The organism is Prochlorococcus marinus XMU1411 (assembly GCF_017696075.1).
In the GTDB taxonomy this organism is placed as follows: Bacteria; Cyanobacteriota; Cyanobacteriia; order PCC-6307; family Cyanobiaceae; genus Prochlorococcus_A; species Prochlorococcus_A marinus_V.
Genome location: NZ_JAAORI010000003.1, coordinates 622,368 through 639,737, shown reverse-complemented (window position 1 = coordinate 639,737; position 17,370 = coordinate 622,368). Strand labels below are relative to the sequence as shown.

The window sequence follows — 17,370 nt, the reverse complement described above, 5'->3', positions numbered from 1 at the left end:
ATATTTTTTAGAATAATATGTTTATTTTTTTAATTCAATATAAAGGATCTTAAATTTAAACATTTTAATTTGAATTATAAGAAGATTGTTATGAATCTAAAGCTACTTCGATAGCTGCTATTAAGTTTTCGTCAAACGGTTTAATACCTGGTTTGAATCTTGCTATTACTTTACTATCTTTTCCTATCAGAAACTTCTCAAAATTCCATTCAACATCTCCTTCAGGTTCAACCTTGTTAAGGGTTGTGTATGGTTCTGTGGTGTTGCCTTTAGCATGAACTTTTTCGTAGATTTCAAATTTAACTCCATAATTTGTTGTGCAAAAATCTTTTATTTCTGAAAGAGAATCGGGTTCTTGTTTTCCGAAATCATTACAAGGGAATGCAAGTATTCTTAGGCCTTTGCTTGAATATAAATCATGTAGCTTTTGAAGATCCTCATACTGAGCAGTATTTCCGCAATAGCTAGCTACATTTACAACTAAAATTACTTCCCCTGAATATTTACCTAGTTTTATGGATGATCCATCTGCAGAAAGAACTGTAGTATTTTGCACGTCAACTTGCATGTCTAAAAAAAATTCACCCCTTGAAGATAGCATTGTATAGAATTTATTGTGTTTAATTTATATGATGGTTTTGGTTATTTCTTTTATAAGTTTTAATTTTTCATTTATTTAACCCTTTATAATTAATATTATTTATCATTTTAAATTTGGACCCTTTAGACCCTCTTACTGAAATTATTAATTCCGGCCAAGGTTTTTCACCTGCAATTGCTTTAGAAAGAATCATTTGGGCAATGATTGGATTCTTTTTTTTAGGTGCAATTTCAAAGTCAATAACTAATAGTATGCGAAGTCAAAATTGGTTTAGTAGATACTTTTTATTTAGTTATTCTAAAAATAAAAAATTTACAGATGATACATCTTCACAACCTTCTGGAGATGAAGAATAAGTGTTATTTGTATGAAAGAGTCAATTTTTTCTAAAAAGAGAATTTTATTGCTTGGTAGTGGCGAGCTTGGAAAAGAATTAGTAATAGAATCCAAAAGATTAGGATTAGAAGTTATTGCAATTGATCGATATGAAAAAGCACCTGCAATGCAAGTTGCTGATTATTCAAGAGTAATTGATATGGGAGATAAAAATATTTTAAAAAATGTTATAAAAGAATTTAAACCTGACTATGTTGTCCCAGAAATAGAGGCACTTTCAATTGAGGCCTTAAAAGAACTAGAGGATGAAGGATTCAATATTGTTCCCAACGCCAGAACTGTAGAAATTACAATGAATAGAGATAAGATTAGAGACTTAGCTTCTAGAGATTTAAAAATAAGAACTGCAAAGTTTGATTATATTTTTGAATTTGATGATTTAGAAAAAAAAGCAGATGAAATTGGATTCCCATTTTTACTGAAGCCTTTAATGAGCTCTTCGGGAAAGGGACAGAGTTTGGTTGAAACAAAAAATGATTTACAAAATGCTTGGAAACAGGCACAATCAAATTCAAGAGGAAAGGTTAAAGGTGTAATTATTGAAGAATTTATTGATTTTGATTTTGAATTTACGCTTTTAACTGTAAGAAAAGAAAATGGTGAAAATATTTTTTGTTTACCAATTGGACATCTTCAATCTAATGGTGACTATCAATGTAGTTGGCAACCTATAGAGATCAAAGAGTCCTTAATTATTGAAGCTAAGAGAATGACAAGTAGAATATTAAATAACCTTAATGGAGCTGGATTATACGGAGTAGAGTTTTTTATAAAAGGAAGTGAGGTTATATTTTCAGAATTATCACCAAGACCACACGACACAGGTATGGTTACATTAGTTAGTCAAAATATTAATGAATTTGAATTACATTTAAGGGCTTTTTTAAATTTACCAATACCGCATATAGATCTAATAGAACCCTCTGCAACTAGAGTTATACTCTCTAACCAAGAGTATCTAAATCCTATTTATGAGGGTCTTAATGAAGCATTAGAATTTGAAAAGACTAAAGTACTCATATTTGGTAAACCAGTTTCTAGAAAAGGTAGAAGAATGGGTGTTGTTCTCTCTTCAAATCCTGACATTAATTTGGCTAGAAAAAATGCAGATGAAGCTGCTCGTAAAATAAAAGTCAGTTCTAAATAAATATTAAAAAAAAATAACGAAAAAAATACTTATTTCCTTTGTTTTTGTTATATGTCTCATTGGGTATTATTTAATTATGTTCTGTATTTCACAATGATAGAAAATTATAAAGGTTGGGATATAACTTTAAATTGGGATAATAAAGATTATTTCGAGATGAATACTACTAAAAGTAATTTTTTTAAAAAAGAGGAAAAATGGATTGGTGTTCACTTAAATGGTGAAAAAATCTATGGTTCTTCTCTAAAAGAAATTAGGCATATTATTGATTACCCTAGTTTGCATGCAAAGTAGAGTAAAAGATTTTTTAATTATCCTGATTATTTTCATTATCTTCAATTAGTTCATTAGCAAGTTTTCTTAAATCTCCCTTAATAGATACCCATGTAAAAGCGATTATAAAAATTGAAGCAGATATTGCAACAGTTATTTTCTCGACAGGGGACATTCCAAGTGCAATAGCAAACATTTTAAACCAAATAGTAATTTTTTATTATATTAAATTTTTTTAAATAGTTAGAATCCAATTCTTTTTTGCAATGATATTTAATTATTCAAAATATATTAAATAAAATTTAAATTACTTATTTTATTGATGGTTTCTGTTTTCAATTTTATTCAGTAAGATTAGATTATGGAAAAAAAAAAGTGCCCACAATGTAAAAATTTAATTTTAAAAACTTCCCCAACATGTTTATATTGTGGCAGACCTAATAAATTTATAACGAAGGAATACGTAAATAAAAAGTGGAATAAAGATAATAATAATTTAGTTTATATTTTTATTAATAAGTATCTTGTATTTATTTTATTTTTAATATTTACAATTGTTATTATTATGTTTAGTTAAATATTATCAATTAATCACTCTATTATTGCATCTAATACTTCTTTAGTATTTGTTGATAGTTTATTTTTTTTTATCTGCTTTATTGTTTCTATCATATTGCTTTTGTAAGGTTCTGAATAATAATTATATCTACTAAATACTTTAACAAAACGGGAAATTACGATTGGATTTAATTTATCAAAGTCAATTATCTTTTTTGCAATATATTTATAACCAGAACCATCCATAGCATGAAAAGTACTATTTCTTGTTACGAAAGTATTTAATATAGCTCTTAAAGTGTTTGGTGATTTTGCATCAAAAAACTTATTTTCAAATAATTTTTCAATGCTTTTTGTTGTTTCATCAATTTCTATAGATGCATTGAATGAGAACCAACTATCCAAAACTAAACTATTATTTTTCCATTTATTGAAGAATATATTTGAAATAATTTTTCTTTCAGGACAATTAATCCTACTGAAAGAATTCAATGCAGCTTTTGCTAGCGTCATCGAATTACTATCAACATAATTAGTTATTTTGCATTTAATTTCCCCATCATCACTATGCAAGAGTAGTTTCCAAATAGTTTCGATTAGTTTTCTTTCATTTTTACCTTCTGGCCAAACTTTATCTAGATTTTTCTCTATTTCTTGGAGCTTAAAATATAATTCTTCTTTTAATTTGGTACCGAATAAATGATTTAATTCGTCAATAGTTTTATATATTTTTAAAGGGTCTATATTTTCCATCTCAGATTCGATTTCAGCAAACGTCGGAATACTAAGTAATTCTGATAAAAGAGATAAATTAATATCTTTATTTTTTATGAATGATATTAAGGTGCTTATTAATTTATTTTCAATTTTATGATCTGGTTTTTCATCTAATCTGCATAAAATAATTTTTTTATAAAATAATTTTATAGTATTGAATAGTGTAAAAAAATCTTTTTCATATTTTAAGATTAAAAATTTTTCATCCAAGGTAGTGTCTGATTCCCAATCTACTGGTGAAGAAAATTCGCGAAAATAAGTTACTAAAGGGATTTGGAGGTGAGAACTTACATTCCTAAAAATAAATTCTTGTTTTTTTGTTTTTAAAACAACTGTTTTTTCAATTTTTTTATTTTCACCGCAAAATATAGCCAGTTTTATAGGAATTATTAGAGGTAAATCATTATATGGGTTTTTCCTTGTTGGATTACTTTGTGAGGCCTGAATGGTAAGTTTTTCGTCTGTTTGATCCCAGATTCTCTTGAATTTAACTTTTGGTGTGCCATTTTGCTTATACCAAACTTTAAATTCTTTAGGATCGATTTCTTTATTTTCCTCTAAAATTTTATCGACAAATTGGTCTATTGTTGCAGCCTTCCCATCATATATTGCGATGTAATTACTAAATCCTTTATAGAAATTTTCATCTTTTACAAGCTTATTAAGCATTCTAATTATTTCTGCCCCCTTTTCGTATATCGTGGTGGTATAGAAATTGTCTATTTCTTGATATTTTTCTGGCATTACAGGATGCGATGTTGGACCTGAATCTTCTCTAAATTGATTTCTTCTAAGAAATTTTGCATCCTCAAGCCTCTTGATTTCATGACTATGAAGGTCTGCAGTGAATTGTTGATCTCTGAATACTGTTAAACCCTCTTTTAGAGATAATTGAAACCAATCCCTACAAGTAACTCTATTACCTGTCCAATTATGGAAGTATTCATGGGCAATCACTCCTTCTATTCTCTCTAATTCTTCATCAGTTGTTGTTTCAGAATTAGCGAGTATTAATTTTGAGTTGAAAATATTGAGACTTTTATTTTCCATGGCTCCCATATTAAAGTGCCTTATTGCGACTATATTGAACAATGACAAATCGTATTCAAGGTTAAATTTATCCTCGTCCCATCTCATGGATTTCTTTAAGGAACTTATTGCATGTTGAACATATTGTTCATCGCCATATTCAACATAAATATTTATTTTTACTTTTTTATTTGATTTTGTTATGAAATTGTCTTTTACACAATTAAGTTTGCCTGCTACCAATGCAAATAGATATGAGGGTTTCGGATATGGGTCTTCCCAAATTATTTCATGTCTATTATCTGGAAGATTATTTTCTTTTACGACGTTACCATTTGAGAGTAAGACAGGATAATCATTCTTGTCTGCCTCAATTCTCACCGTGTATTTGCTTAGAATATCAGGCCTATCAGAGTGAAAACTTATTCTTCTAAATCCCTCTGCCTCGCATTGCGTAGTTATAATTCCATTGCTTTCATACATTCCTAAAAGGGATGTATTTTCCTTCGGTTTAATTATTCCTTCTATTTTTAATAAAAAATTATCTTTATTTATATTTTTAATTTTTAAGTTATTTTTTTGCTGTTTGTAGTATTTCTCTTCTAGTAGTAAGTCATCTATAAATATTTTATTTATTAATATATCCTTACCATCAAGAATAAGATTTCTGGTTTTTTTATTTTTTTTTACTAATTTTAGTTTTGTCGTAACATTAACAGCATTTTTCTTAATTACGAAGTCCAAAAAAATTTCTGGAATTTCATAATCAAAAACTTTGTAGTCTTCAAGTTTTATATATTTAGAAAAACTCTTTTGATTTTTGGGATTGTTCATTTTTACAAAGAAGTTCAGAAGTTAAATAATCTAGAAAACTTATGTTGAAATTATAAGTTTGACATATTATTTTCTGCTTCACAAAAATGTGTTTTAATTTCTCCAGAAGGAAGTAGCTCGTATAAAGAAGGATTATCAATATCAGGCGATCCATCCTTATTAAATTGGTACCTCCATTCCCATTTTTTATCTGTAAAGGAAATATAATATTTCCTTAGAGAGTATGGAAGCATAAGCTTTTTTTTATTCCAATTAATATTTATAAATGCTCCTGGCCTTAACTCAGATATCTCTTCTACTATAGAAAAGTCACCATTAATATTATTTCTCATAACAAGATCAAGCTTTGAATTTTCACATACATAGCTACTATTTAAAGCTAATAAAAGTATTGAGGTAAAAAAAAATGAATGAATTTTTGAACTCCTTTTATACTAGATTTAATTCCAAGCTAAATGACTAAATAAAAGATCTTTTTGGATTAATTTAAATCATAATAGATTGCATACTCTTTAGATCTACTAGATTACTATTTAATTCTTCTTTGTATTCTTGTACTGAAATAAAATTATTTAAAAAACCAGAATATGTTGCATCTCCGCCCACGGTACTTGAAAGTATAAATTTAGGACTGAATTTGTTAATCAATTTAGGTATTACATCAGCACCTTTCACAAAAGAACCTACAAGGGGTAATTCTAAATTTTTTGTAGGAGTAATGACTGCATCAAGATTTTGTTTATTTAAATTTTTATCAAGATATCCATGGGGTTCTATATAAAAACCATTATCTTGATCGTCTTTAACAATATATCCGTTCTCTATTTGTGGTACTGGAGCTCCAGCAGTGGCTTCAAAACTTAAATTGAATTGACTAGTCTTTTCGTTTGGTTTAAGCAATTTTATTGTATTAAAACCAATTTTTTTTAATGTTTCAATAGCACTTTTAGGGCAAATTATAGGAATATCCTTTCTGAACATTTCTAATGTTGGTACATGACAGTGATCAGGTAATCCTTGGGTTAATAAAATAATATCTATTTCTTTATCTATTGAAATTTCTTTTTCTAATGATCCTTTAAAAAACCACTCACCTGGTGGAAATATTAAATCTCCTTTGAGCCAAGGATCAATAATCAAACTAGTTTTTGGAAATTTTATAAGCCAACCATTTGATCCAAGGTAGGTCGCTTCAAAAGCCATTATTATAAAAATGTCTTATTAAATAATAAAGTAATTTTGGATTTATCGAGAAGTTACTAATTTAGTTTTTTAGTTTGCATCATTTAAAATTTGAAATGACTTACTTTTTAAATTAAATATTAAAACTTGGTTATCTTTATAACTAATTTTAAAGTCTTCTTTTTCTAGCATTTGTAATGGAATTAGAGCTAATCCTCCTGTTCCTGAAAATATGATTGGCATGGTGTTATTTTTCGTTCCACTCATTTTTTGTAAGTCAATAGCTTGAGAAACTATTTTTCTGGCTTTATCAAATCCGTAATCCTCTATTAATTCAGGCCATAAAAAGGTAACTGGTTCATACTTTGAAAACTCAATTTTTACTGTTTTCATTAATAATATTATATAAATGACGAATAATTAATAACGATATAAACTTAATTACTATTTTTAAACCTATCCATGACTAGTTGTAACATATCCACTACATCTCCATCAGTTAAATTTAAATCCTTCTTCAAATCATTACAAGTTAAATTCATTTCAAGTGCTGCTTCAGCCATATGATTAACTTTTTTGTTGTCACCACCCAATGAAATAAAGGGATTGAAGTTTTCTATCATTAAAATTTAAGATTACCTACTAGTTCTAGCTAAGAAATAATTAATTATCATTGATTGATACAGAAGCTTATAAATATGTTATTAATTATTTAGAAAATTTTTATTTTTAAACAAGAGATGTTGATATCCCTTTTGATATCAATGCGAATCTTCTAGCTATGATTAATAACGGGAATATTACGTTTGTTCGTTTATTTGATTTAAAGACTCTAGAAAGTAACAAAAGTAAACTGCTTGAGGGATTACTTATCTGCTTGCAAATATTATTAATTGCATCTGCCCCATGAAAGATATCTTCATCTTTCAGTAGGATAGCTCCTCTATCTAGGTCATAACCTTTTTCTAATAGCGATTCAATTAAAGTTAAATTTTTACGACCATCAAGAATCTTAATATTAGTTATCTTGCTTTTGATTTCTAAGAGTTCAGCAAAATGATTGCAGAAGGGACATTCTCCATCATAAATAAAGGTATAGTTGGAAGTCATTAGAAAAATAGAGGGCTACTCGTCTTAAAGTTAGCTACAAGACGGGTTATTCCTTGATAATAAAATAAAAAATAAAAATTTTGTGGATTGCAATATAGATGAATTTAGCTAAAAGATGCATATAATTACGAAGAAATGTCTCAAAATAGGTATATTTTTCATAAAAATCTGTATGCTAACTCGGAGATATTATGTTTTAAAATCATGAATTTATTAGCTTCTTTTGCTCTAGGTGGTTTCAATCCTTGGGCAGCAGGGTTCGGAATTGGTTCTTTAGTCCTTTTTGGTCTTGTTGGTCTTGTTGCGGGTCCTAACCTTAAGAATTTTGACCCTGATGCATAAATATTCAAATTTAATATAGTTTTAAAAAAAAAGACTCAACTGGGTCTTTTTTTTATGCAGTTTTTAAAATTTATTTTTAGAATTAAATTTAATTATATTCTTCTAAAGAAATGTTGTTGAATCCTTTTTATCCATTAACTTTCTTGAAAATCTCTTCTCTAAAAGCAACTATTGTTTTTTTGTCAATTCTTTTAATTAAATCAAATTTGCTTAGATTAAAAGGGGGATTAATAGGAGGTCTTTTTGCTTTGATACTCATTTCAGGGATTTTAGCCTCTAGTACCATAGCTCTGGGATCTTTATTTTATGCCTATAGGTTAAAGAAGGAATCTAATCCTGATGATAATCAAATGCAGGATTTAGAAACTGTTAATGTTTAAGATAATCAAGATTTTTTATTGAATTTGTTTTCTTAAAAAGGCGTCCCTGGTACAAAATGCAATACTAAAAATCCAAAACCAGCTGCAAAAACAATTGATACTGCAATGATAAGAAGGCCTGATGCCATCCCCCCTTCGTTAAATGCCATATAGATAGTTATTTTAAGTTAATAATAGAACATATTTGTTACCTAGTAATAGTTCTAATTACTCAAAAATCATCCAAATTTATTATTAATGGTAAATAAAAGCAAAAAGATGGAGGTTAATGAGATGATAAAACCAAATATAATTAATGGTTTAGATTTTAAGTTTTCTTCTTTCTTAAGATTACTTTTTGAAGAAGACAAATTTCTATCTTTTTTTTTAAAAATAAGATTAGGAAAAGGTTTAATCACAATGAAAATTAGTTATTAGGTTATTATTCCAAGGTTTTGAACAAATCTTTATGGTAATCAACTACATTTTGACAACTAATTACAGGTGTAAATTCCATATGAATTCCGAATTTTGCTCTCCATGGGGCAAAATGCGCAAAAATTTCCTTATCACTATGCGCCCTACATAAACAAACTACTCTCCCTTCTCCTGGAGCATGTACTCTAAATAACATCTCAAACTTATCTGTTTTATCTGATTTTGCCATTTCACCATTTTCCCAGGCTTCCACAAATAGTTGATAAGCTTTTATTTGATTTTCAATATCTGGGAATTGGCAGTCAGCAAGAAATAATTGCATAGAAATAAGATTTAATCTTTTATATTATCCTTCAAAAAACTATTTATTTTTAAGACTGTTTGAATTTGAAGATCAGAATAAAAATATATTTCTAAATAAAATGAGAAGAAAGCGTCTCTAAAAATTTTCCAATATCTTTTTTATATAAGCTATCTGTGAATTTTAAAGAGAATAATTCATAATCGGTTCTTTTTTCTTCTTTATTATCAAAATTTATACCTCTTTTTAATGAAATATTCTTCACTATTAATATTGATCACTATTTAAAATTTAAACAAATTTAAGTAAAAGGCAAATTTCTTTACATTATGTTTTTATAAAACAAATTATTAGTGTAATCAGATAATTCTCTTATTCAAATTAAGAGCTAATTATTTTTGCTAGAAAATAAAAAAATGTATTTATTAGAGAAAAAATTACTGTTAGGAGAGATGCAATAACAGGTAATAAATTGAACCATAATTGCGATGTTGTCATTTTTGAATCGATATGTAAAAAATTGGTTCTTTTTTTTAATCTTATTTGCAGCCAAAAAATAGATAATGGATAAATAATTCTTGAAAAAGTAATTAAAAAAGAAGGTAAAAAACCTTTGTATGAATAAAGTATAAATCCTGAAAAAAAGTATAAAGTCCAAACTAGAAGTCTTCTAACCAGAATTAACGACTTGCTTTTACTAGACATTATTAATAAATTAATTTTTTATAATTTTAGTCATTTTATATCTTTCAAAAAAAATGTTATTTATAATTATTTTTTCTTTACGTTTAATTTTCCATTCATTTTTAAGAAATAATTCATAACTTATTAAGCTTGCTTCAGTATAAAGAGAGTCTAAACTTTCTTTCTTTGCTTCATCTTCTAATTTATGAAGTAACTTAGACCCGAAGCCTTTTCTTTGGTATTTACCTTTACAGTAAAATAGCGCAATTCTATCGGTGGGATATCTTGTAGCAAAAGCAATAATAATTCCTTTTTTACTTATAAGCCATCCTTTTCCTTTAATTATTGACTTATCAAAATTTGGGTTATTCCAAGCTTGGCTTGACCAGGCTCTTTTTTGTTCCTTACTATAAATTTTTTCATCTAAAGATTGAATTGAATCAAAATAAACCTTCTTTAATTCCAGTTGATCTTTAATGGTAATTTGTCTTAAATTCATATACAAATCTATTATTTAATATGCCTAGTAAAAATATAGTCGCAATTGGGGGAGGAGGGTTTGGACGTTCAATAGGCTCTCTTGAAATTGAAAAATATATAGTTTCATTGATTAATAAAAAAAGACCTAAAATTTGCTTTATTCCAACAGCATCTGGCGATAGTAGTTTGTACAAACTAAATTTTTATAGAGCATTTTCTAAACTTGATTGTATAACAAGCCATATTGATTTCTTTTCTAGAACAGAAAACTTAGAAGAGATAGTTTTAACTCAAGACATCATTTATGTCGGTGGAGGAAATACAAAAAGTATGTTAGCTGTATGGAAAGAATGGAATTTACATAAAATTTTGCGAAATGCTTATGAAAAAGGAATTGTAATGAGTGGTGTAAGTGCTGGGGCTATTTGTTGGTTTGATAAAGGTATAACTGATTCTTATGCTAAAGAATTAGCCATAATTGATTGCTTAGGTATAGTTGAAGGTATTGCCTGTCCGCATTTCGATGAAGAGAAAGAGAGGGAACCTTACGTTAATGATGTTATTCAGAGAGAAATTATTGAATCTTGTATATGTATTGAGGGCAATTGTGCCTTGCATATTAAAAATGATTTTGAATATTCCTCAATTGATTTTGGTAATGGTAGAAACTGCTTTAGAGTTACAAGGGAAAATAATATTGTAAAGAAAGAAATTCTTTGAAAAGAAAATATTTTTAATATATTTTAGATCTCTTCATTCTTCGAAATAGAAGTAAATTCAATCCCTTTGTACTTTACAAAAGATGCAGTCCATACTTCTTTGGAAAGATTGCTAAGGTATTTTAGAAATTGTTGTGTATCTCCATCTCTTATCCATTCAGATTTGATAAATGGAAGCTCTTTTTGCATTCTTTTAGGATGCATATGAACAAGGAGCAAACCTTTTTCTTCAGAAGCCCTTTTTAAAGCACCTTCATCACTTCTTTGAAACACTCTCATTAGAAGATTTAAAATTACCTCTTCCCCAAGTTTCTTGAAATTTTCTGATTCCTCTAAATTATCTTTAATTTCTTTACCTCCAAGAGGCATTGCTCTAACTAAGTTTTGCTCTATTAAAGCTATTGCAATTAGATAATCTTGGCTAGCCATATTCTAAAATAATACTTTATTTGTTATTCTAACCTCTCGAGTTCATGAAAATCTTTTATGGATTAAATATCTGCGATAAGAAGAAAGGAAATAATTTATTAATTATTTTCCAATACAATTGAACTATTGTTTTTTTTATTTTAATTAGTAAAGTTAAAAATTCTATTTGTTATGAGGTTTTTTTTGTTTTTATTTTTCGGTATTTTTTTAGGACTTTATTTATCATGGCCCGGTTTAGTAATACCAGAAAATTGGAAATGTTTTAAACAAATTATTGCAAAATCTGCAGAAGATAAAATTTCTTTAAAAGCTGCATTAGAGATTTCTCCCAGTTATTTTCTAAAGGCTAAGAATAAAAAGACGACTTCCAAAATAAGAATCGTAGCAGATGCGTGTTTTCGTTAATATGTTGATTGATTAAATATGAATACTAAATAATGAACAATAATATAAGATTTGAATTATCGTTTAAAAATATTTCTCAGTTAGACAATAAACTTAATTTCTGCAAATTAAATAATATAAACAACATCAATATTCCCTGTAAAGGAATTATAAAGAAGGATTTATTTAATTCAACTATTAAATATATATCTAAGAATTATAATGAATTTAATGTAACCTATCACTATAGTCTTTATCATCAATATTCAAAAAATAAAGAAAAATCGTATCAGGATTTTTTGGATTTTGTTAAAATTTCTCAGACTAATAAAAATTATGAAATTCTACTTGTGTCGGGATCAAATAAGAAAAAAAACTTTGACTCAGTTGATGTATTAGCTTATTTAGAAAAAGAAAAAAATTTAAAAGTTAAATTAGGTATAGCTTATAATCCATATTTGAAAAAATATTATAATATTTCTTCAGAAAGAGAAAGGTTCGAAAGAAAAATTTCGACTGGATTAATAAATTCAATTTGGTTTCAATATGGCACAGATATTAAAGTTCTTCAGAATGAGTTGACTTATCTCAAGAAAATAGTTAAGGATGAAAAATTAAATCTATTTGGAAGTTTATTTATTCCTTCTAAACAATTTATAGCGCGGTTTAAATTTCGTCCTTGGAAAGAGGTATACATATCAGAAAAGTGTTTATTTGCCTTAGATAATTTTTTTGATTTTACTAGTGATTTAGTTAGTTTTTATAAAAATAATAATATTACTCCTGTAATTGAATCTGATTTTTCATCATTAGAGAAACTTGATTCTGTTTATAGTTTTTTAGAAAATGAAAGATAATTTCTGTCAATATTAAACCTATGAAAAGTGATTTTACCTATGACTTATTAATAATAGGTGGAGGAATATCTGCTTGTGTTTTCGCTTCGAAGCATCTGAAAAATAATATTACAAAAAAAGTTGGATTAATTGAAATTGGTCGTGGACTGGGAGGGAGATCAAGTACAAGAATAAGCAAAAAATATAAAGGATGGAAACTAAACCACGGTTCTCCAAATTTTAATATATCTAACAGTAAAAATAATCTTCTATTAAAAAGTTATATTGATGAATTATTGGAAAATAAATATATAAAAATTGACGACTCAGACTTATATTTTCTAAATGAAGATTCTAATTTAGAAACCATAAAAACATCTGAATTTTCTTGCGGGGTTAATTATCTATCTTTAGATTCCATGAGTGAATTATCGAGAAAGATAATTGAGTCAAATAATTTAAAAGAGAAAATTGATTTTTTCTTTGAAACTTTAATAGTAGATATGAAGTTTGATGATAAGGAATGGTTACTAACATCAAAAAATGGCGAAAAATTCAAGTCTAAATATCTAATTTGTTCAACCAATTTGTTGTTACATAAGAGGTCTTTAAAAATATTAAACGTAAATCAAATTCCATTAAGAAAAGCTATTCCTATTAATAATGATAAAAAAATAGATTTACTATTAAATTTCTTAGAAGAACAAACATTTATTCCTAGGTTAACTTTTTTAATTTATACAAATGAAAATTATAGTTATAAAGATTATTATTCTAAAAAACAAAGGTATTTTTATTTAAAAAATAATTTAGAAAAAAAATATAAATTTGAAAGAATTATTTTTCAGCTGCAAGATAATAATAAATTAGGGATTGTAGTACATTCAAAAGACCCAGAGTTAATTAATTCTTATATAAGTGCAAAAGATGAAGAAGTTTTTAAACAAATAATAATTACAAATTTCAATAAACTGTTTGAAGAGAATTCTGTAGTACGTAAATTAACTTTTGATGAAAAAATATCTATTATGAAATGGAGAGCTTCACAACCTTCTGGCCTTGCCGTACCATTATCTTTACAATTTAGTAAAAAATATAGAATTGGATTTTGCGGAGATTGGTTTGAAGGAGATGGATTTGGCAGAATTGAAGGCTCAATTTTAAGTGCTTTAATATTAGAGAAAAAAATTAAAGACTTAATTAAATAATTTTTTCAGAATGTGATCAATATCAGTGTTTTTTTCAATAATGAATTTATTTGTATTATTTTTTATGCTATTAGGTTTGAATTTTTCGTAATAAATGCTCCATGATTTTAAGAAATCATTCTGAGCTTGTTTTTTACCCTTCCCCCTTTCTTTTATATCTCTTTGGACAACTCTTTTCATGCACTCATATTTTTTAGTTTTTAGTTCTAAAAAAACATAATCCTTATTATTTAAAGTGTTTGAAAATTCTTTAGCAAATATACCCTCAACAATTAAAAAACTAATATTATTTTTTTCGTTTAAGATATTTTGAATTGTTTTCTTTTCGAAATTATAATAACGATCACAGATTGAAATTCCATTCTTATAAATAAAATCAAAATCTTTTTTGAATAGTCTGTTATTAAAACTAATACTTCTATCAAAGAAACCTTCTACAAATTTTGGTAGTAATTTACTTATTAACCCTGTCTTATAGTAATTGTCTGTACTTAACACAATACCATTTTTATTTTTTTTTATTATTTGATTTGATAAAGTTGTTTTCCCGCTTCCTGAAGGTCCACTTATAAAAATAAGCTTCATTTTTATGATCTGTTCTTTAATAAGATTTTAACTTTACTAATTAATAAATACCTTTAAATTTTGAATAAACATTTTATCTTTTTAAAAGTTTTTAAAAATAATTTAAAATACCGTGCAATGGCTGGTAAGCTTGCATAAATATTAAATGTGTGTCTTTATATAATTGTAAATAAATTATTTCTATTCAATTAGTTATTGTCTAGTTATTAATTCCTCTGGAATTTGATAATATTAAATTGAAGAGTTAATTTTATTACTTATATATTGCAATGATTTCTAAATTTCTCAGCAAACTAAAATCAATTTTATTTAAAAGTGCAGTAACTCCTGAAACTCCTTTAAAGAAAGAAAAAAAAGCAGCAAAGTCTGCAAAAACAAAAACAAAAACAAAAACAAAAACAAAAAACAAAGCGGTAAACTCTAAGAAAAATATTGAAACTTTGACTACACTTCCAGGTGTTGGAGCAAAAAGCGCAAAAGCTTTGTATGAAGCTGGATTTAAAACAACAAAGGCAGTTATTGCTGCAGATGAAAAAGATCTTCTTGCTGTGTCAGGAGTTGGAATAAATCTTGTTAAGAAGCTTAAAAAACTTAAATAGTTAAATCTTTTTTAACCTCTATAAATTTTAATAATATTAAAAATTTACAAAAACTTTATAAGTTCTAGGAGATTATCTTCTTCTTGCTTTTCTTCTCTGTTGTAACTTTCTTTTGTATTTTTCAATAGGAGTTTCGTGATGCCTAAGTCTTTTTAAATCTGCAAAGATTCCAGATTTAGATACTTGTCTTTTAAATCTTCTAAGGGCTGACTCAATTCCCTCATTCTCTCCAACTGTTACTTGTGTCAAAATTTTCTAAATAAATACTATTCTAGCACCTCATTAGATAAATTTAAAATTCATACTTCTACTCAAGAATTGATGTTTTATAAAGCTTATTTTTTTGCCCACTCAACAAATCTTTTTTTATTACTTTTTATATCTTGTAATGATTCAAAATAATATTTTTCCCAATCATATTTAGGCAGTCCAAGAAATAACATTAGATTTAATGGGTATTGATCGCTATCGGAACAATTTCTAAAATCATCTCTGAATAAAAAGATTTCCTTTTTTAAAGCAATTGCGATACCGAGTTCAATCATTACACCTTCATCTGGTGGATTTCCATTAACAATCGCAAAAATACAATCACATTCTTTTAAATCATGGAAATTACTTCTTGCAACGTCATATGCCCATTCACTTTCTTGTTGTGTTAATGGTTTTGCTCTCTCAAAAGGTTCAAATACTTCTACATTTAAATCATTGAAGATTTCAATAAATTCATTTAAGAGACTTTTAGTTTGTTTTGAAAATCCATATGGATTTGCCAAATATAATTTCTTTTTCAACTTAAACCTCTTTTTTTGATATATTCTTCGCGGTCATTTTTTGAATTTAAAGTATTTTCCCATGGGAAAACTACCCATTGGCTTTTTTTTGATATGTGTACTGTATTCCACCATGTAGGTTTAATCTTACTAAATAATACAAAAAACACTGCTCCTTCAATATCTTTGAAGGTCGTTAATGTAAGACCAGTTTCATAAACATCATCAACTATTAGTGAATTTTTTATAGGTTTTGAAATTAATTTAATTTTTAATTTATGGCTTAGTGCTACAGCAAGACATAATCCACCCCGAGGAACTCCATATATTCCAGAAAACTCCTTAAACCTACATTTTTCAGCTATTTCTTCTACGCTCTTATCAAATTCGCTCCAAGTAAAATAACTTATCATCTTAATTTTCTTTTTCTTCTGTTGTAGTAGCGTAATTTGAAGCAATTACACTTAAAAGTGCTACTACTTGCTCATTTGGACAATTAGTATTTTTTTTTAAATTTTCACATTCATTTATTATCTTGGCGTATGTATCCTCAACTATCCCGTTCATTTGATCGATACTAAAAGAATATGGTTTATTCATTTTTATATTATTTGTTATTTTATTTTTACTTAAATATCCAATGAAGTAAATATTTTTAGTATTTAAAGATAAAATTATTCCCACATGGGGTCATTTAATTTTTCATTTTTATGTGAAGAAGGAACATAAGTATGTAAGGTTTCAATTTTTATAGCCCATTTTTTAGAGTTTCCCACTAAACTATTGCTTTCAATTAGGTTTGTTAGGGGAATCCTTTTCCTAACTTTAAGAAGTCCTAAACAAGCTTCCCAGGCTTCATGATTTTTATAAATATCTAACCAAAAATCAAAAATATTTTCCAAGATTTCTAAAGGGATATCAAAGGGAATCCCCATTGAAGGTCTTGTAATTAAATAATTTTTGTTTCTTAGTTCACTTAATAAATTATTTACGTTTAAATTTATAGCTAAAAGAATATCTTTTGCTGAATCGCTACCTATTAATTCTTTTCTATGGCAATCTAAAAGATTTTCATCCTCAAGAATATTTTCATCGCAATTTTTTATTCCCACAATCCAAAACCCTTCCCCATTATTCACTCCACTAGCAAGAAATAGATATTGAGGTGAATTTTCCAAGATTTCAAATTATTTTTTCCATTTTTAACATTTTTTGCCTGATATGAAAATAATTTAGCTGAGCAATTAACAAGTATGAAGTCCTCGTAAAAATAATTTTGTTGTTATAGTTAGTTTTTTAGAAAATGTTTGATTTAAGAGAATTAAA

Annotated in this window: 28 protein-coding genes; 10 read left to right on the top strand and 18 right to left on the bottom strand. The window is 26.9% G+C overall.

Features of this window, described 5'->3' with window-relative positions; translation table 11 throughout:
* Positions 1-88 precede the first annotated feature (88 nt).
* Positions 89-568, bottom strand: coding sequence for a glutathione peroxidase (locus tag HA145_RS05370; RefSeq protein WP_209128316.1), 480 nt, complete (start codon positions 566-568; stop codon positions 89-91).
* Positions 569-714: 146 nt separating this feature from the next.
* On the opposite strand from HA145_RS05370, the gene HA145_RS05365 reads away from it, so the two are divergent.
* The 3 genes from HA145_RS05365 to HA145_RS05355 all read left to right on the top strand — a co-directional run bounded on the left by HA145_RS05365 (position 715) and on the right by HA145_RS05355 (position 2,438).
* Positions 715-957, top strand: coding sequence for a lectin subunit alpha (locus tag HA145_RS05365; RefSeq protein ID WP_209128187.1), 243 nt, complete (start codon positions 715-717; stop codon positions 955-957).
* 11 nt (positions 958-968) lie between these two features.
* Complete coding sequence (purT, locus tag HA145_RS05360) at positions 969-2,144, top strand: formate-dependent phosphoribosylglycinamide formyltransferase (RefSeq protein ID WP_209128186.1); 1,176 nt, start codon at positions 969-971, stop codon at positions 2,142-2,144.
* Between the two features lie 93 nt (positions 2,145-2,237).
* Positions 2,238-2,438 (top strand): hypothetical protein, encoded by a 201-nt coding sequence (locus HA145_RS05355; RefSeq protein ID WP_209128185.1) that lies wholly within the window; start codon positions 2,238-2,240, stop codon positions 2,436-2,438.
* 13 nt (positions 2,439-2,451) lie between these two features.
* On the opposite strand, the gene HA145_RS05350 is transcribed toward HA145_RS05355, so the two are convergent.
* The 7 genes from HA145_RS05350 to HA145_RS05320 form a co-directional block, all read right to left on the bottom strand.
* The gene (locus tag HA145_RS05350; protein WP_025933616.1) at positions 2,452-2,613 is read right to left on the bottom strand and encodes a hypothetical protein; all 162 of its coding nucleotides are present in this window, start codon (positions 2,611-2,613) and stop codon (positions 2,452-2,454) included.
* Between the two features lie 395 nt (positions 2,614-3,008).
* The gene (gene pepN / locus HA145_RS05345) at positions 3,009-5,615 is read right to left on the bottom strand and encodes an aminopeptidase N (RefSeq protein WP_209128184.1); all 2,607 of its coding nucleotides are present in this window, start codon (positions 5,613-5,615) and stop codon (positions 3,009-3,011) included.
* A 50-nt stretch (positions 5,616-5,665) separates the two neighbouring features.
* Complete coding sequence (locus tag HA145_RS05340; RefSeq protein ID WP_209128183.1) at positions 5,666-5,947, bottom strand: hypothetical protein; 282 nt, start codon at positions 5,945-5,947, stop codon at positions 5,666-5,668.
* A gap of 154 nt (positions 5,948-6,101) precedes the next feature.
* Complete coding sequence (locus tag HA145_RS05335) at positions 6,102-6,818, bottom strand: MBL fold metallo-hydrolase (protein ID WP_209128182.1); 717 nt, start codon at positions 6,816-6,818, stop codon at positions 6,102-6,104.
* 69 nt (positions 6,819-6,887) lie between these two features.
* A complete protein-coding gene (locus tag HA145_RS05330; RefSeq protein ID WP_209128181.1) occupies positions 6,888-7,190 on the bottom strand; it encodes a hypothetical protein in 303 nt (100 codons plus the stop codon).
* A 44-nt stretch (positions 7,191-7,234) separates the two neighbouring features.
* The gene (locus HA145_RS05325; protein WP_209128180.1) at positions 7,235-7,420 is read right to left on the bottom strand and encodes a hypothetical protein; all 186 of its coding nucleotides are present in this window, start codon (positions 7,418-7,420) and stop codon (positions 7,235-7,237) included.
* A gap of 106 nt (positions 7,421-7,526) precedes the next feature.
* Positions 7,527-7,907, bottom strand: coding sequence for a DCC1-like thiol-disulfide oxidoreductase family protein (locus tag HA145_RS05320; protein WP_209128179.1), 381 nt, complete (start codon positions 7,905-7,907; stop codon positions 7,527-7,529).
* Between the two features lie 204 nt (positions 7,908-8,111).
* Between HA145_RS05320 and HA145_RS05315 the strand changes: the two genes are divergently transcribed.
* The gene (locus tag HA145_RS05315; RefSeq protein WP_002806597.1) at positions 8,112-8,249 is read left to right on the top strand and encodes a hypothetical protein; all 138 of its coding nucleotides are present in this window, start codon (positions 8,112-8,114) and stop codon (positions 8,247-8,249) included.
* A gap of 110 nt (positions 8,250-8,359) precedes the next feature.
* A complete protein-coding gene (locus HA145_RS05310; protein WP_209128177.1) occupies positions 8,360-8,629 on the top strand; it encodes a hypothetical protein in 270 nt (89 codons plus the stop codon).
* A 421-nt stretch (positions 8,630-9,050) separates the two neighbouring features.
* On the opposite strand, the gene HA145_RS05305 is transcribed toward HA145_RS05310, so the two are convergent.
* From HA145_RS05305 to HA145_RS05295, 3 genes are all read right to left on the bottom strand, one after another.
* Positions 9,051-9,368 carry a DUF3303 domain-containing protein gene (locus HA145_RS05305; RefSeq protein ID WP_209128176.1) on the bottom strand — a complete coding sequence of 106 codons (318 nt, stop codon included), beginning with the start codon at positions 9,366-9,368 and terminating at the stop codon, positions 9,051-9,053.
* A gap of 360 nt (positions 9,369-9,728) precedes the next feature.
* Complete coding sequence (locus HA145_RS05300) at positions 9,729-10,052, bottom strand: hypothetical protein (RefSeq protein ID WP_209128175.1); 324 nt, start codon at positions 10,050-10,052, stop codon at positions 9,729-9,731.
* A gap of 10 nt (positions 10,053-10,062) precedes the next feature.
* Positions 10,063-10,530 (bottom strand): GNAT family N-acetyltransferase, encoded by a 468-nt coding sequence (locus HA145_RS05295; protein WP_209128174.1) that lies wholly within the window; start codon positions 10,528-10,530, stop codon positions 10,063-10,065.
* A gap of 20 nt (positions 10,531-10,550) precedes the next feature.
* On the opposite strand from HA145_RS05295, the gene HA145_RS05290 reads away from it, so the two are divergent.
* Positions 10,551-11,231 carry a peptidase E gene (locus HA145_RS05290; protein WP_209128173.1) on the top strand — a complete coding sequence of 227 codons (681 nt, stop codon included), beginning with the start codon at positions 10,551-10,553 and terminating at the stop codon, positions 11,229-11,231.
* A gap of 23 nt (positions 11,232-11,254) precedes the next feature.
* On the opposite strand, the gene HA145_RS05285 is transcribed toward HA145_RS05290, so the two are convergent.
* Positions 11,255-11,659 (bottom strand): hypothetical protein, encoded by a 405-nt coding sequence (locus tag HA145_RS05285; protein ID WP_209128172.1) that lies wholly within the window; start codon positions 11,657-11,659, stop codon positions 11,255-11,257.
* A 183-nt stretch (positions 11,660-11,842) separates the two neighbouring features.
* Here HA145_RS05285 and HA145_RS05280 point away from each other — a divergent pair, with 183 nt between their 5' ends.
* Genes HA145_RS05280 through HA145_RS05270 form a run of 3 tightly spaced genes read left to right on the top strand, consistent with a single transcriptional unit; the run spans position 11,843 to position 14,087 of the window.
* Complete coding sequence (locus HA145_RS05280) at positions 11,843-12,064, top strand: hypothetical protein (RefSeq protein ID WP_245151789.1); 222 nt, start codon at positions 11,843-11,845, stop codon at positions 12,062-12,064.
* A 32-nt stretch (positions 12,065-12,096) separates the two neighbouring features.
* Entirely contained in the window at positions 12,097-12,900 is an 804-nt protein-coding gene (locus tag HA145_RS05275; protein ID WP_209128170.1) for a hypothetical protein, read from the top strand.
* A gap of 20 nt (positions 12,901-12,920) precedes the next feature.
* The gene (locus HA145_RS05270; protein WP_209128169.1) at positions 12,921-14,087 is read left to right on the top strand and encodes an NAD(P)-binding protein; all 1,167 of its coding nucleotides are present in this window, start codon (positions 12,921-12,923) and stop codon (positions 14,085-14,087) included.
* Here the strand turns inward: HA145_RS05270 and HA145_RS05265 are convergent.
* On the bottom strand, positions 14,076-14,672 hold the full coding sequence (locus HA145_RS05265) for a uridine kinase family protein (RefSeq protein WP_209128168.1): 597 nt from the start codon (positions 14,670-14,672) through the stop codon (positions 14,076-14,078). The two genes, HA145_RS05270 and HA145_RS05265, sit on opposite strands and share 12 nt — an antisense overlap.
* 269 nt (positions 14,673-14,941) lie before the next feature.
* On the opposite strand from HA145_RS05265, the gene HA145_RS05260 reads away from it, so the two are divergent.
* Positions 14,942-15,271, top strand: coding sequence for a helix-hairpin-helix domain-containing protein (locus HA145_RS05260; protein ID WP_209128167.1), 330 nt, complete (start codon positions 14,942-14,944; stop codon positions 15,269-15,271).
* Positions 15,272-15,343: 72 nt separating this feature from the next.
* Here HA145_RS05260 and rpsU read toward each other — a convergent pair whose 3' ends face one another.
* The 5 genes from rpsU to HA145_RS05235 form a co-directional block, all read right to left on the bottom strand.
* Positions 15,344-15,520 (bottom strand): 30S ribosomal protein S21, encoded by a 177-nt coding sequence (rpsU, locus tag HA145_RS05255; protein ID WP_002806486.1) that lies wholly within the window; start codon positions 15,518-15,520, stop codon positions 15,344-15,346.
* 86 nt (positions 15,521-15,606) lie between these two features.
* Positions 15,607-16,065 carry a nucleoside 2-deoxyribosyltransferase gene (locus HA145_RS05250; protein WP_209128166.1) on the bottom strand — a complete coding sequence of 153 codons (459 nt, stop codon included), beginning with the start codon at positions 16,063-16,065 and terminating at the stop codon, positions 15,607-15,609.
* On the bottom strand, positions 16,062-16,457 hold the full coding sequence (locus HA145_RS05245; RefSeq protein ID WP_209128165.1) for a phosphoribosyltransferase: 396 nt from the start codon (positions 16,455-16,457) through the stop codon (positions 16,062-16,064). Before HA145_RS05245 ends, HA145_RS05250 begins: the two co-directional genes overlap by 4 nt.
* A 1-nt stretch (position 16,458) precedes the next feature.
* Complete coding sequence (locus tag HA145_RS05240; RefSeq protein WP_245151788.1) at positions 16,459-16,728, bottom strand: hypothetical protein; 270 nt, start codon at positions 16,726-16,728, stop codon at positions 16,459-16,461.
* A complete protein-coding gene (locus tag HA145_RS05235) occupies positions 16,719-17,222 on the bottom strand; it encodes a josephin (protein WP_209128164.1) in 504 nt (167 codons plus the stop codon). Before HA145_RS05235 ends, HA145_RS05240 begins: the two co-directional genes overlap by 10 nt.
* Between the last annotated feature and the right edge of the window lie 148 nt (positions 17,223-17,370).